Below are 13,869 nucleotides of genomic sequence, written 5' to 3'. Positions count from 1 at the left end.
AATATAATTACATATGTATGTAAAAAGAAAAGACTCATATATAGCTTATTGTGCTATATATGAGTCTCATTATTTAATCCAAGACCAGACTAAAAAAAGTCATGATGTTGATCTTGTCCTAGGACGTATCCTAGTAATTACTCCCTCATATGGAACTTATATCTTATGATAAAATTATAAGTCATATTTTGTTATAATGCAAGAGAAATTTGAAGGTACATTTCAACAAAATAACATTATTAAGTATTTAAATATGGAATAACCATAGGGACTATTCCATAGAACAAAATACCAAGTAGTGCCGCAATAACAATAATTATTATAGGGTGAATTTTAGTTTTATAAAGCAAAAATCCTATAATTACTGCTATTATTATACTATTTAAATCTCTATAAGATTCTAGGCTTAGACTTAAGAATACAGATATTATAAGACCGACAAGGGCAGGTCTCATACCTTTAAGAGCATTAGCTAGAACTTTAGAATTTTTAAATTTATTGAAAAAGTAGTTGGCAAAGGATATAAGAATAAAAGAAGTAGTAACAACTCCTAAGGTAGCAACTATACTACCAAGAACTCCAGCGGTGCGATAACCTACGAAGGTAGCAGAGTTTATAGCAATCGGACCTGGAGTCATTTGAGATATACCAATGATATCTATAAAATCAGCCTGGGAAAGCCAACCATTGTGATTCACGATTTCTTTTTGAATTAGAGGAAGCATAGCGTACCCACCACCAAATCCAAATGTCCCAATCTTTAAGAAAGCTAGATATAATTTTAAAAGTAGCATCTATTTTTCCTCCTTAGCTTCATTAGAATTTATAGCAGAGGAGTTATTTCGATTAATAAATATACCATAAATAGCAGCAATGAGAATTATATAAACTGGATTTACATTTAAGAATATAGTAAGAAGTATTGTAATTATTATTATCACAATATTTGTAGCAGTTTTATCAAGAACTTTAGCAAGACTATTTACTCCGACTAAAATAAGTATAGGAACAGCTGCATTAATACCCTTAAATATAAGTTCTATAATATACATATTTCGAAACTTACTAAAAGCTATGGCAATAAATAAGATAATAATAAAGGAGGGTAGAGCAACCCCAAGAAGTCCTAGAACGGCGCCTAAGGTTCCTCCTATTTTATAACCAATAAAGGTACAGCTATTTATAGCTAAGGCTCCAGGAAAGCTTTGAGATATGGCAATTATATCTATAAACTCATCTTTGGATATCCAAGAGTTTTTATCTACAACTTCTCTTTCAATAAGTGGAATCATTGCATAGCCACCACCAAAGGTAAATGATCCTATTTTAAAGAAGGTAATAAACATATTTAATAATTTTTTCATAATTTACCTCCAAGATTAATTTAATAACTTAACCATAAAATCTATGGTAAAACCCCATAAGTTTATTTATAATATAATTAGAATAGAGGGGGTGTGTTAGGTTGGAAATATCAAAGGTTGGGAGGAGTACTCCAATAAAAAGAGAAGGTATTGCTGTAACAGGTAAACAAGACTTCTCTAAAAACTTTAATTTTGCCAGAGAACAGAAATCAGAAGAAGATTTAAAGAAAATGCTTAAAAGCATAAAATCTAAAGGTAGTAGACTTGTAATTTCTAAGTGCTACGCTGATGTAAGAGCTTATAAAAGAGAAATAAAAGAATACCTAGAATCCGTACTTGCATTTATGTATTCTGTAAAAAAAGATATAAGCTTCTGGCAAACACAATATTTTGTAACAATTGAAACTGTAGATAATAAACTAGAAGAATTAACACAAATGTTACTAAGTGAAGAAAGAGAAAATCTAGATATAGCAAGTACCATAGACGAAATTTCTGGCCTTATAGTAGACATTTATAAGTGACACTCCAAATTTTACATTTGGCTAGTGGAACTTACTCATTGGAATGTATATGAGAAGGCGCTTTCTTTTAAATAAGCCACTGGAGCTAAAGTTAAATTTAGTTCCAGTGGTAATTTTAAGTGAAAGTCCAAATTTTACATTTTTAGAAACTGAAACTCCTTCTCACTTTGTTCGAATGAATAAGTTCGAACAACTAAATCATAGATTTAGGTTCTCACTTAAATAAAGCTGTTATAGCTTGCATCCGATGGCATTCTTAAATCTCCTCTAGGTGATAAACTGATAGAACCAACCTTAGGACCATCAGGTAAAGCGGAACGTTTGAATTGCTGTGTAAAGAATCTTGTCATGAATTTCTTTAGCCATTTTCCAATTTCCTCTTCTGAGTATAAATCTTTAAAGGCCACATTAGCCAAAAATTCTATACGTTCCTTAGATGAACCGTGCTTCATAAAGTGATATAGGAAGAAGTCATGTAGCTCATAAGGGCCAACTATATCTTCAGTCTTTTGAGCAATATTTCCATCCTTATCTTTAGGAAGAAGTTCAGGACTTACAGGTGTATCAAGAACATCAATAAGAATTTTGCTAACTTCAGAGCTACTTTCGTGATCAGCCACATAATCAACTAGATATCTTACTAAGGTTTTTGGAATAGAGCAGTTTACGGAGTACATAGACATATGATCACCATTGTAAGTACACCATCCAAGGGCTAATTCTGATAAATCTCCAGTTCCAATTAAAAGTCCACCTTCTTTATTTGCAAGATCCATAAGAATTTGTGTTCTTTCTCTTGCTTGAACATTTTCATAGGTTACATCATGTTGCTCTACAGGGTGACCAATATCCTTAAAGTGTTGAAGAGCTGCATCCACAATGTTTATTTCTCTTAAATCTGTACCGAGATTCTTGCAAAGATCTAGAGCATTGTTATAGGTTCTATCGGTAGTTCCGAAACCGGGCATTGTGATAGTCACTATATTTTCTCTAGGAATTTTAAGCATATCAAAGGTTTTTATTACCACAAGAAGTGCTAGGGTAGAATCTAGACCACCAGAAATTCCAATTACTGCTTTTTTAAGCCCAGTATGAGTAAATCGTTTTGCAAGAGCAGCAGTTTGAATATTAAAGATTTCTTTTGAACGCTTATCTCTTTCAAGAGGATTTCCAGGCACAAAAGGATGTTTATCTACATATCTATTAAAGTTTTCAATATTAGTACTGTTAAAAGTAAAGTTTATAGTTTCCATTTCAAATGGAATTAACACCTTGTTATCTCTAAAGCTTATGTTCTTTAATCTTTCAGCTTTTAGCTTATGGATATCAACAATGGCAGTTATAATTTCACTTTCTCGATTAAATCTTTCATTCTCAGCTAACATTGACCCATTTTCACTAATTAGAAGATGACCACTAAATAGTACATCAGTACTAGACTCGAAAACTCCACTTGAGGAGTAAATGTAAGAAGCCATACATCTAGCACTTTGATTTTTTATAAGGTCTCGTCTATAGTCAGCTTTACTAACTAGCTCATTAGAAGAAGAAAGGTTGCAAATTATATTACATCCAGAAAGAGATAGAAAACTGCTTGGAGGAATTGTAACCCATAGGTCTTCACAAATTTCAACTCCAACACTAATGTCTCTGCTTCTAAAAGTTAAGTTTGTTCCAAAAGGAATGTTCTTTTGGAAGGATAGATCAATTCTTCTTGAGACAATATTCAGACCACTACTAAACCAACGCTTTTCATAAAATTCAGAAGCATTAGGAAGATAACTTTTTGGAACAATTCCAAGAACCTTTCCATTAAATATCATAAAAGCTGCATTGTATAATACATCATCATATTCAAAGGGAGCACCTACAGTGAATAAAATATCTCTATTCTCAGAGTAGCCACAAAGATTCTCAATTGCTATTTGAGATTTTTCGAGTAATCGCTCTTGGAAAAATAAATCACTACAGCTATATGAAGTTATGCAAAGTTCTGGGAAAACTAAAACCTTAACATCTTCATCAATAGCCTGATTAAGGCATTTTTTTATTTCATCTAAATTGAAGTCTACATCTGCCACATTGGTAACAGGACAAGCAGAACCAACTTTTATAAAGTTCATTAAACATCCACCTTTCATATGTTATATCTGATATTATTGGTTATATTTTAGTTATATACGAGTTTTCATTTTAGTTTTTGTTTTTTTCGTCTTATTACTCTTGTTATTTTTATTATGTAATTTTGGGCTAGCATAAGATTCGTCCCTTGAAGATTTATTATTAATACCATCCTCAGAATAATGATTAACTTTTACATTAGATTTCTGATTTTTATAAGTATGCTTTTTCACTGTAGATGAAGAAGTTTTCACCGAGTCAGACTTAACATTGGTTGAATTAGTAGTGTTAACTTTATTTGAAGATCCAGAGTTTTTTGCAACAGAGAACCCAAACTTTCCAAGAGGAGTTGGATTCACAGCAAAATATTCTCCATGAGAATAGGTAAGTAAATCAGCTTTTTCAAAATGGATTTTACCATTCCTATCTATAAGATTATCATCAACATGACAGTTAACTACCTCTGCTAAAAATAAATCATGAGTACCAAGGGGAGTTATGGATTTTACCACACACTCAAAAGCCACAGGACATTGATCAACAATTCCACAATTTATTTCCTTCGCTTCACTTAAAGTAAGATTCATATCTTTAAACTTATTTGTATTTCTTCCGCTTCGTACTCCACAGTAATCTACAGCTTTAACCAGATTAGTAGAAGCTAGGTTTACAACAAATGAGTTTCCTTCTTTTATATAATCATAGGATAATCTTTCTGGTCTAATTGCTAGGGTAATCATAGGTGGTTTAGTACATGCGGTACCTATCCAACCCACAGTAAAAATATTGTCTTTGCCTTCAGAATTTCTACTTGTAATAAGTACTGAAGGAACTGGGTTTAGCATAATACTACCTTTAAAAGTAGTCTTAGACATAATATCACATCACTTTCTAATTTTAACACAATTTTATTTTAAATAAACTGAAATAGTATTTAACACTAAAGTATTAGCATAAAACAACTGTTTATATACTGAGAATAAAATTAATAACAATTAAAGTATTCTTACTTCATATGTATTATATAGCAAACTGGGTATATTTATCAAAAAAAATAAATATCTATATTACTCTTAAGATGTTTCATATTTTTCATTCCAACCATAGTTGAAAAAATACCATCAGTACTAGTTACATATTCTATTAAGTCCTTAGGGGTGAGATTTAAATCATCTAAGTCCTCCATTTGATTTAGAGGAGAACTTATAGTTACATTAAGTCCAAGTTCCTTTGCAGCATCTATAGCAGAATATAACTCCCCATTTGCATATTGATTTTTAAAAGTTTTAGCCTTAGTATTAATTGTATTATAAGGAAGTTGAATAAATTTAAAATGATGATTATCACCAAATACACTATTAACAATACCCATTACTTTTTCAAGAGAAATATACCAAGGAGAATTTATATCCGAAATAAAGGCATTCCAAGTAGCCATACCATAGAAGCGAATATGTCCAAGATTAACTTGTGCCTCGTAGAATTCTATTAGTTCTTTTAACTGAGTATAAAAAACCTCTTCACCAAGTACATGTTTAGAAACCTCAGGATTATGAATATAGTGAATATCTATAGTTTCAATACCAAGATTTTTTCGGCTCTGTTCTATAGTAAACTCATAAAATCTAGGATTCATTGTAAATCTAGCATTATCTATAATGTTCAGGTCTTCATATTTTATAACTCCATTTTTTATTAGGATGTCATCTATATATTTTGTTGGATAAATTCCTTTAAGAATATCACCGAAAATTTGGCCTCCCTTGGTGGATATAATAATTTCATCACGACTTAAAAGTTTCCTAGTAGAAATTAAATCCTTTAATACTATACCAATATCAACTTCAGAACGCATTCCACGATAGTTAACAGCTGTATCGATAAAGTTAATACCATTTTGTAATCCAAAGGTTAAAGTGTCTATATACATGTTTGAATCTTCATCAGAAAAATTCCCAAGGTGAGTGCCTATAGCAATTTTAGAGGCAGAAAAATAGTCACAGTTTTTGAATGAAACTCTTCTAGAGTTAAAATAATTTTGGGTGTCATTTAATGTAGCATATCCACTTATCATAGTAATCCCCCTTAAAATAATATATTTAAAGTGTATAGGAAAAATATTCAAAAAAACAGACTGTTTATTTGGAAAATGCTATGTTACAATTAATGTATAGACAGTGAAACTTTAGGTGAGAGTTATATTATAATAATTCTTACCTAAAGTTTTTAGTTTTATTATCTTGACGTAGTAAAATTTACGTTATATAATTAAAATGAACAGTGTTCAGATGTGAGGTTATTTTAAATGAATAAATTTTCGGAAACTCCAAAAGAAGTAATACTTCAAGCAGCAAAAGAGATTGCATTAGAAGAAAGTATTTCAGCAATCAATATTCGTTCTGTAGCTAGTAAGTGTAAAATATCTATTGGGACAGTTTACAATTCCTTTGCAACCAAAAGCGATTTGCTTGTAGCAGTAGTTGAAGATTTTTGGAGGGGTGCATTTATTAACTTCCATGAATGTTTACATGGGAGTAAAGATATTTTTGAAAAGATACAGGCATTATATGATAATCTTTTTATGTACCTAAATCAATTTCAAGAGAATTGGTTAGAGCAACTCTCTTTACTAAAAGCAAGTGAAAAATCTCTTGGAAGAAAAAAAGAAAATCAGTTTTTTGAAAGAATTTGTAAAAGTATTGTGGTATTACTGGATTCAGAAAAAACCATAAGTAATGAAACTTGGACAGAGACATTTACAAAGGAAAAATTAGCTGAATTTATTTTTAGTAATATGTTAGCTATGCTTAAAAGAGGAGAAGAGGATATTAGCTTTTTCTTGGAAGGTTTGAAGCGGATGATATATCAAAGTGAAATATAACTGGTGATTATGCCATACCATTGTATGGCATTTTATACACACTGAAAATGAACAGTGTTCAAATAAATTATGAGGTGAGAATTATGCAAGGAATTATGGAAACTCTTTTTGATATTATATATCTTGTAACAGTTATAACTGTTGGTATTATTATGATTAAGAAAAGTGGAAAAAACGAACAGTATCGTTTATTTGGTTTTATGGCAGTGATTTTGGGATGTGGGGATGCCTTTCATCTTGTTCCAAGAGCCTATGGACTACTTACAACAGGGTTGAAGGCAAATGCTGCGGCTTTGGGTATTGGAAAGTTAATTACATCCGTTACTATGACCGTATTCTATGTTATTCTATATTACATTTGGAGAAAGCGTTATGACATTAAAGGCAGGACAGGCTTAACAGCTTCTATTTATGGATTAGCAATTGTTAGGATTATATTATGTGCATTCCCACAAAATCAATGGTTATCATATAATGCACCTGTTTCTTGGGGAATTTATCGTAACATTCCCTTTGCAATTATGGGGATTATAATAATATATCTTTTCTATAAAGAATGTAAAAAGCATAATGATCGTGTATTCCGTTTTATGTCTTTAGCTATTATTTTATCCTTTGGATTTTACATTCCAGTAGTACTATGGGCAGATACATTACCAATTATAGGTATTTTAATGATTCCTAAAACATTGGCTTATGTATGGGTTGTATTTATGGGATATAATGAAATGAAATCAAGTTTAAAATCATAATAAGTGTGGATATAAAATTTAATTAAAGGTTATTTAAGTGAGGCTGTCTCAAAATGATTAAAGTATGTTTTAACATCAGTTTAAAACATACTTAAGTTTTGAGACAGCCAATTTTAATTTTACTAGTTTATATCTTTCTTTAGTATTTCAATAACTTGGTCTAGTTTTTCGTTAGTAGTACCTTGTTCACGTAATTTAATAAGTTCGTCTAATTTCTTGTTAGTAGCTTTAACTCCTTTATTAATACTTAAAATTGATACAACTATGCATATAACACCAGCTATTGCTCCCACAATTATTAGTATATTAAGTAAGCCCGCAATAAAAAAAACACCATTTAACTCCATTGTAATAAATTCCTCCTTATCAAGTAATACCCAGTATAATTATATAATATTGGGAATTTTAATTCTAGTATATGGTAAAATGTATCTGAAATATAGAATGGTTTAGAGCTGAGAAATATATAGTTGTAGGAATTAGAAGCCTCAATTACTTATAATAGGTATTATCCTGTGGAGTAATTGAGGTTTAAAATTTATGATTAGAACTATGTTTTAAAGGGAACTATAAATAAGATTATTAGTATATAAACTATCTTAATTAGTTAAGATTACTAACAAGTAACTAGTTGTAATTAAGATTATAAGTTGTTATACTATAACGACAAAATAAAACATAATAAGACAAATTATTTATAAAAAATATTTATAAAACAAATGAGGAGATAGTAAATTGAAGAAGAAAATAACAATAGTGATAGTGTTTATTTTACTTATTACAATTGGTGGAATTGGAATATTTAAAAACACTAACAAAGAAACAAATGAAAATAAGAAGCTCATTGTTGCAATGTCAGGTACATATTATCCATTTACTTTTTCAAGTGGAGATAAAGTAGAAGGATTTGATGTGGATGTTTGGAAAGAGATTGGGAAAAGGCTAGGCTATGACATTGAGTTTAAAACAGCTTCCTTTAGTGGATTATTTGGAATGTTGGATTCAGGAAAAGCTAACACAATTTCAAATCAGATTACTGTAACACCAGAAAGACAAGAAAAGTATTATTTTGCTGATCCTTATGTTTATAGTGGAGCACAAATTGTAGTACAAAAGGGAAATAGTAAAGGTATTAATTCCGTTGAAGATTTAGATGGAAAAACTATAGGTGTAGACCTTGGAAGTAACTACGAACAGATAGTTAAGGAAAAAGATATAAATCAGACCATAGATATTGTTACCTATCAAAGTACAGATGCAGCATTTAATGACCTTCTGTTAGGTAGAATTGATGGGGTAGTGATAGATAAAATTTCCGCTTTGGTTACAATAAATGAAAAGGGATTGGAGTTAGAGCTAGCAGGAGAACCTATAGAAGAGATTCAAAATGCATTTCCATTTCAAAAGACAGATGAAAATAAAGAGTTGGTAAAAGAAGTAAACAAAGTTCTTTCCGATATGAACATTGATGGAACCTTAGAGAAAATATCTAAGAAATGGCTAAATACAGATATTACATCAGATGGTTCTAGTAGTTATTTTATGAAATTAATATTATCAGTAATGCAAGGGCTTAAAATTACAATATATCTTACTATAATATCAATGATAATAGGTCTTGTAGTTGGGATAGCAATAGCCATTATAAGAGTATTTAAGATTCCCGTATTAAAGCAATTAGTTGGAGTACATGTTTCCTTCTTTAGAGGGACACCTCTTTTAGTTCAATTATTTTTATTGTACTTTGGATTACCACAGATAATTCCAGCATTGCAGAATATGAATGCTTTTACAGCAGCATACATAGGACTCGGACTTAATGCATCTGCTTACATAGCAGAAATATTAAGAGCAGCTATCAATGCCATAGATAAAGGTCAAATGGAAGCTTGTTTATCTATGGGAATGACCAAATCACAAGGTATGAGAAGAGTTGTATTACCACAAGCCTTTAGAATAGCCATACCTTCTTTAGGAAATATATTTGTAGACAATGTTAAGGGTTCATCTTTAGCCTTTACACTAGGAGTTACAGAGATTTTAGCAAGGGCTCAAATGAGTGCTGCTGCAAGTTATAGATTTTTTGAAAGTTATGTAGTGGTTGCTATAGTGTATTGGATACTAATAGGAATCTTTAACTATTTTCAAAGAATATTAGAAAGAAAGATTTCAGCCTATTAAGGAGAGAATAATTAATGATAAGTATTAAAAATTTAAAAAAAACCTATGAAAGCCTAGAGGTTTTAAAAGGTATAGATTTAGAGGTTAAAAAGGGTGAGGTTGTAGTAATAATAGGTCCATCTGGATCTGGTAAGTCTACATTTTTAAGATGTTTAAACTATTTAGAAACTCCTACAGAAGGAGAAATAACAATATGTGATGCAAAGATAAATGCAAAACACATTAACAGCAATGAAGTAAATAATTTAAGAAAACAATCAGCTATGGTTTTCCAAAATTATAACTTGTTTAACAATAAGACTGTTATCGAAAATGTAATGGAAGCTTTAATATTAGTTAAAAGGTTTGAAAAAAAGGAAGCAACAAACATTGCCATGGAAATGCTTAAAAAGGTAAATATGTATGATAAGAAAACCGTTTATCCTAAAAATTTATCTGGAGGACAAAAACAAAGAGTTGCTATTGCTAGAGCAATGGCAATAAATCCAGAGGTTATATTATTTGATGAACCTACATCAGCTTTAGATCCAGAATTAGTTGGAGAAGTACTAAATGTAATTAGAGATTTAGCTAAAGAGCATAGAACCATGATAATAGTTACTCATGAAATGGGATTCGCTAAGGATGTTGCAGATAGGATTATATTTATGGATGATGGAGTAGTTATAGAAACAGGAAGTCCAGAGGAAATATTTCTTAGTCCTAAAAATGAAAGAACAAAAAAATTCTTAGCCAATGTAAGGGGCTTATAAAAACAAGGTATAAGTCAGAATAAATAAACTACATTAAAGTTAAACTATATATTGAGTTTATGTTTAGGCAAAATTATAACTTATAAACTTATTAGGAGGAATTAAAATGGCAAAAGTAGTTAATTCAAATGATTTTAAAAATGAAATAGCAAGCGGTGTTATAGTTGTAGATTTTTTTGCAACTTGGTGTGGACCATGTAAAATGTTAGCCCCTATCTTTGAAGAATTGGGAGTAGAAATGGAAGGCAAAGTTAAATTTTTAAAAGCTGATGTAGATCAATGTGCAGATATAGCAGAAGAATTTAAGGTTGCTTCAGTTCCAACTATAAAAATCTTTAAAAATGGTGAAGTTGTAGATACAATGGTAGGGTTTTCACCTAAAGATAGTATTAAATCAAGAATAGAGGTTCATATATAATAGAATAAGTATAATGTAACATTAAATAATTATTCTAAGGATAAGCAGAGCAATATTCGTTAATGAGAGTGTGTTTATGTGAATCTTTATAATATGCAGTTATAACTTTATATGATAGTTAAATATTCATGGACAGGATACTATCTATATTTATTCAAGGGGCTATCTTAAAATAATTGAACTATGCTTTATTAAAATGGTGAAATTTAACTTAAGTATTATAAGGCATCTGAAAATAAATAATAAGTCAAATATCCTAGGAGATTGACTTATTTATTTTTTGAAGATGCCTAAGTAGAATTTCAACATAGGTTTAAAACATAGTTCGATTTTGAGATGGCCCCTTTTAGTTATATAATTGTGTACTCAAAGTTTTCAAATAGTATATGTGTTCCTTCTTTAATTTCTATTGGTAGTAAAGCTAATGCAACATTATTTTCATTGTTATTATCATCTTTCAAAACAGCATAATCTCCATTGAATGAGACTACTACATAATTTACTGTTAGCATACAAAACACTTCCTTGTATAATTAGATTAATATAAATATTATATATTTAAATAAGCTATATTCCAAGATTAATATTTTCTTTAAAGAGTATAATCTGATATAATTTATTAGAAATATAAAGATGAAACCTAAAAAATAAATTAATATAGATTGTGGAAAAAACAAAAACACATGGGGATGAAAGGGTGAAATTACATGATAGATAATAATGAAGCATACATTGATTTTGTACCATTAGTTCACGGTTCAAAGGAGCGAGTAGAGGATGAACTATGGTTTTTAATGGTTGATGGAAATTTAGTAGTGAGAGAAGAAGGAAATATACTAAGGATTCCTACTTGGAGTCATGTTAAAGAGTTAGAATTAGATATGGACAAGGCTCATTGTATAGGAGAACTTAGAGGGATAGCATGTTTTGGAGTTGAAATTTCCAAAGAAATTAACTTAGTTAAGGAACTAAAGCTAGTAGCTTTACGTGAATCAGGAGTATTACTAGATGAGGAAATGTTTACCCTAGCTGGTAGAGTTAATAATATCTTAAATTGGGACAAGAAAACTAAGTTCTGTGGAAAATGTGGAGCTCCAACTCACAATAGTGAGACTGAAAGAGCTAAAGTTTGTAATAGCTGTAGTAATATAATTTATCCTATACTTTGTCCAGCTATAATTGTTGGAATAACAAAGGAAGATAAATTACTATTAGCTCATAATAGAGGGTTTAAAGGTGGAATGTATAGCGTTATAGCAGGCTTTGTTGATCCCGGGGAGAGCCTAGAGGAGTGTGTAAAGAGAGAAGTCTTTGAAGAGGTTGGAATAAGAGTAAAGAATATAAGATACTTTGGAAGTCAACCTTGGTCTTTCCCCAATTCATTAATGGTGGGATTTTTTGCAGAATACGAAAGTGGCGAAATAAAGGTTGATGGAAGTGAGATAGCTAAGGCAAATTGGTTTACAAAAGATAACTTACCTACATTACCAGGGAGAGCATCTATTGCAAGAAGTATTATAGATAAGTTTATTGAAATAAATTAGGTAGTAGTTACTTTATATAATTAAAGCCTTGAACATTGCTAAGAGTTCAGGGCTTTAGCTATATAAAAATTATACTAGTATAATTTTGATGCCAAATTTAATAGTACTAAAAAATAGCCAAAATTTAAATTGCTTATCGTAACATAAGTTACATACAAATTATATGAATAAAGATATAATTAACTCATAGTTAAGGTTCAGAGTTTTAGAAACTAAATTTAAATCTGTAGGTTACCTTAATATTAAACTACATTAAGAACTAAAATTATAAATTATAGTATTATAGGATACTTTATAAATGAAATAGTAGATTTTAAATAATGAAAAATTAGGAGGAATTATTTATGAAAAGAAAAATAATTAAAATACATGATGATAAATGTAATGGGTGTGGATTATGTGTTACAGCTTGTCACGAGAAAGCTATAGATCTTGTGAATGGTAAGGCTAAACTTATAAGTGATATATATTGTGATGGACTAGGAGATTGTCTTCCTAATTGTCCAACAGGAGCTATTGAGATGATTGAAAGAGAAGCAGATGAGTATGATGATGATGCAGTAAAGGCAAGGATTTTAGAGTTGGGTGAGGAGAAGACAAAGGAAGTTAAGCCTGAAGATGATAAGAAAATGCCTTGTGGATGTCCTGGAACTATGGCAAAAACTATTGAAAGAAAAACTATAGCCACACTAGAAGTTGCACCTAAGAAAGTAGATTCTATAGAGAATAACTCATCAGAATTAAGACAATGGCCAGTACAGCTTAATTTAATAAACACATCTGCACCTTACTTAAATAATGCTAATTTATTAGTAGCCGCAGATTGTACAGCTTATGCTTATGGAAATTTCCATAAAGACTTTATGCAAGATAAGATAACTGTAATAGGCTGTCCAAAACTTGATGATGTTAAGCACTACGAGAATAAGCTAGCTGAGATATTAAAAAATAATAATATAAAAAGCATAACTGTAGTTAGAATGGAAGTTCCTTGTTGTTCTGGAATAGTTTCAGCAGTTAAAAGAGCGATGCTTACTTCAGAGGTAATTGTACCTTATACTGAGGTTACTATTACAAGTAATGGTGAGATTATAAAATAAGAAATATATTTATAAGTTAGATATATTAAATATTATTAGATAAGCGAGAAGAGTTACCTTGAAACTTTTGTGTTAAGGTAACTCTTCTTGTTTTATATTATATTTTTAGATTAATACATGATAAAAAAATGTTAAATTTAAGAGTTAATTTGAAACAAATATAAAAACAGTAAATCATAAAAAAATACTGGTATAAAATGTAAAAAAGTTGTTTACAATATTAATATAAAGA

The 13,869-nt window shown here is 30.1% G+C and carries 15 protein-coding genes; 8 read left to right on the top strand and 7 right to left on the bottom strand.

The genetic code is table 11. From position 1 onward, the window contains the following. Positions 1-239: 239 nt before the first annotated feature. Together RSD37_RS03245 and RSD37_RS03240 are read right to left on the bottom strand one after the other, a co-directional pair. Positions 240-794, bottom strand: a complete 555-nt coding sequence (locus RSD37_RS03245) for a chromate transporter (protein WP_346945257.1) — start codon at positions 792-794, stop codon at positions 240-242. Continuing rightward, a complete protein-coding gene (locus tag RSD37_RS03240) occupies positions 795-1,364 on the bottom strand; it encodes a chromate transporter (RefSeq protein ID WP_346945256.1) in 570 nt (189 codons plus the stop codon). 101 nt (positions 1,365-1,465) lie between these two features. Between RSD37_RS03240 and RSD37_RS03235 the strand changes: the two genes are divergently transcribed. Next, positions 1,466-1,888 (top strand): YaaR family protein, encoded by a 423-nt coding sequence (locus RSD37_RS03235; protein ID WP_346945255.1) that lies wholly within the window; start codon positions 1,466-1,468, stop codon positions 1,886-1,888. Positions 1,889-2,106: 218 nt separating this feature from the next. On the opposite strand, the gene RSD37_RS03230 is transcribed toward RSD37_RS03235, so the two are convergent. The 3 genes from RSD37_RS03230 to RSD37_RS03220 all read right to left on the bottom strand — a co-directional run bounded on the left by RSD37_RS03230 (position 2,107) and on the right by RSD37_RS03220 (position 6,083). Further along, a complete protein-coding gene (locus RSD37_RS03230; protein ID WP_346945254.1) occupies positions 2,107-4,011 on the bottom strand; it encodes an NAD(+) synthase in 1,905 nt (634 codons plus the stop codon). Positions 4,012-4,062: 51 nt separating this feature from the next. Continuing rightward, positions 4,063-4,884: a flavin reductase family protein gene (locus RSD37_RS03225; protein WP_346945253.1), complete on the bottom strand. Its 822-nt coding sequence runs from the start codon at positions 4,882-4,884 to the stop codon at positions 4,063-4,065. Between the two features lie 170 nt (positions 4,885-5,054). Continuing rightward, complete coding sequence (locus tag RSD37_RS03220) at positions 5,055-6,083, bottom strand: aldo/keto reductase (RefSeq protein WP_346945252.1); 1,029 nt, start codon at positions 6,081-6,083, stop codon at positions 5,055-5,057. Between the two features lie 231 nt (positions 6,084-6,314). Here RSD37_RS03220 and RSD37_RS03215 point away from each other — a divergent pair, with 231 nt between their 5' ends. Continuing rightward, positions 6,315-6,890 (top strand): TetR family transcriptional regulator, encoded by a 576-nt coding sequence (locus tag RSD37_RS03215; protein ID WP_346945251.1) that lies wholly within the window; start codon positions 6,315-6,317, stop codon positions 6,888-6,890. An 83-nt stretch (positions 6,891-6,973) separates the two neighbouring features. After that, positions 6,974-7,642 (top strand): hypothetical protein, encoded by a 669-nt coding sequence (locus RSD37_RS03210; RefSeq protein WP_346945250.1) that lies wholly within the window; start codon positions 6,974-6,976, stop codon positions 7,640-7,642. Between the two features lie 122 nt (positions 7,643-7,764). On the opposite strand, the gene RSD37_RS03205 is transcribed toward RSD37_RS03210, so the two are convergent. Further along, positions 7,765-7,989 carry a hypothetical protein gene (locus tag RSD37_RS03205; RefSeq protein ID WP_346945249.1) on the bottom strand — a complete coding sequence of 75 codons (225 nt, stop codon included), beginning with the start codon at positions 7,987-7,989 and terminating at the stop codon, positions 7,765-7,767. A gap of 388 nt (positions 7,990-8,377) precedes the next feature. Here RSD37_RS03205 and RSD37_RS03200 point away from each other — a divergent pair, with 388 nt between their 5' ends. From RSD37_RS03200 to trxA, 3 genes are all read left to right on the top strand, one after another. Beyond that, complete coding sequence (locus tag RSD37_RS03200; RefSeq protein ID WP_346945248.1) at positions 8,378-9,823, top strand: ABC transporter permease subunit; 1,446 nt, start codon at positions 8,378-8,380, stop codon at positions 9,821-9,823. 14 nt (positions 9,824-9,837) lie between these two features. Continuing rightward, positions 9,838-10,575 carry an amino acid ABC transporter ATP-binding protein gene (locus RSD37_RS03195; RefSeq protein WP_346945247.1) on the top strand — a complete coding sequence of 246 codons (738 nt, stop codon included), beginning with the start codon at positions 9,838-9,840 and terminating at the stop codon, positions 10,573-10,575. Positions 10,576-10,681: 106 nt separating this feature from the next. Beyond that, the gene (gene trxA, locus RSD37_RS03190; protein ID WP_346945246.1) at positions 10,682-10,993 is read left to right on the top strand and encodes a thioredoxin; all 312 of its coding nucleotides are present in this window, start codon (positions 10,682-10,684) and stop codon (positions 10,991-10,993) included. A 350-nt stretch (positions 10,994-11,343) separates the two neighbouring features. Here the strand turns inward: trxA and RSD37_RS03185 are convergent, their stop codons facing one another. Further along, a complete protein-coding gene (locus tag RSD37_RS03185) occupies positions 11,344-11,505 on the bottom strand; it encodes a DUF3006 domain-containing protein (RefSeq protein WP_346945245.1) in 162 nt (53 codons plus the stop codon). Between the two features lie 195 nt (positions 11,506-11,700). Between RSD37_RS03185 and nudC the strand changes: the two genes are divergently transcribed. Beyond that, a complete protein-coding gene (nudC, locus tag RSD37_RS03180) occupies positions 11,701-12,537 on the top strand; it encodes an NAD(+) diphosphatase (protein ID WP_346945244.1) in 837 nt (278 codons plus the stop codon). A gap of 344 nt (positions 12,538-12,881) precedes the next feature. Further along, entirely contained in the window at positions 12,882-13,637 is a 756-nt protein-coding gene (locus tag RSD37_RS03175) for a 4Fe-4S dicluster domain-containing protein (protein WP_346945243.1), read from the top strand. Positions 13,638-13,869: the final 232 nt, after the last annotated feature.

Origin of the sequence: Clostridium sp. (assembly GCF_036646415.1) — a bacterium.
In the GTDB taxonomy this organism is placed as follows: Bacteria; Bacillota; Clostridia; order Clostridiales; family Clostridiaceae; genus Clostridium_J.
Note: the sequence above shows the minus strand (reverse complement) of the source record. Positions and strands in the feature narration are given on the sequence as shown.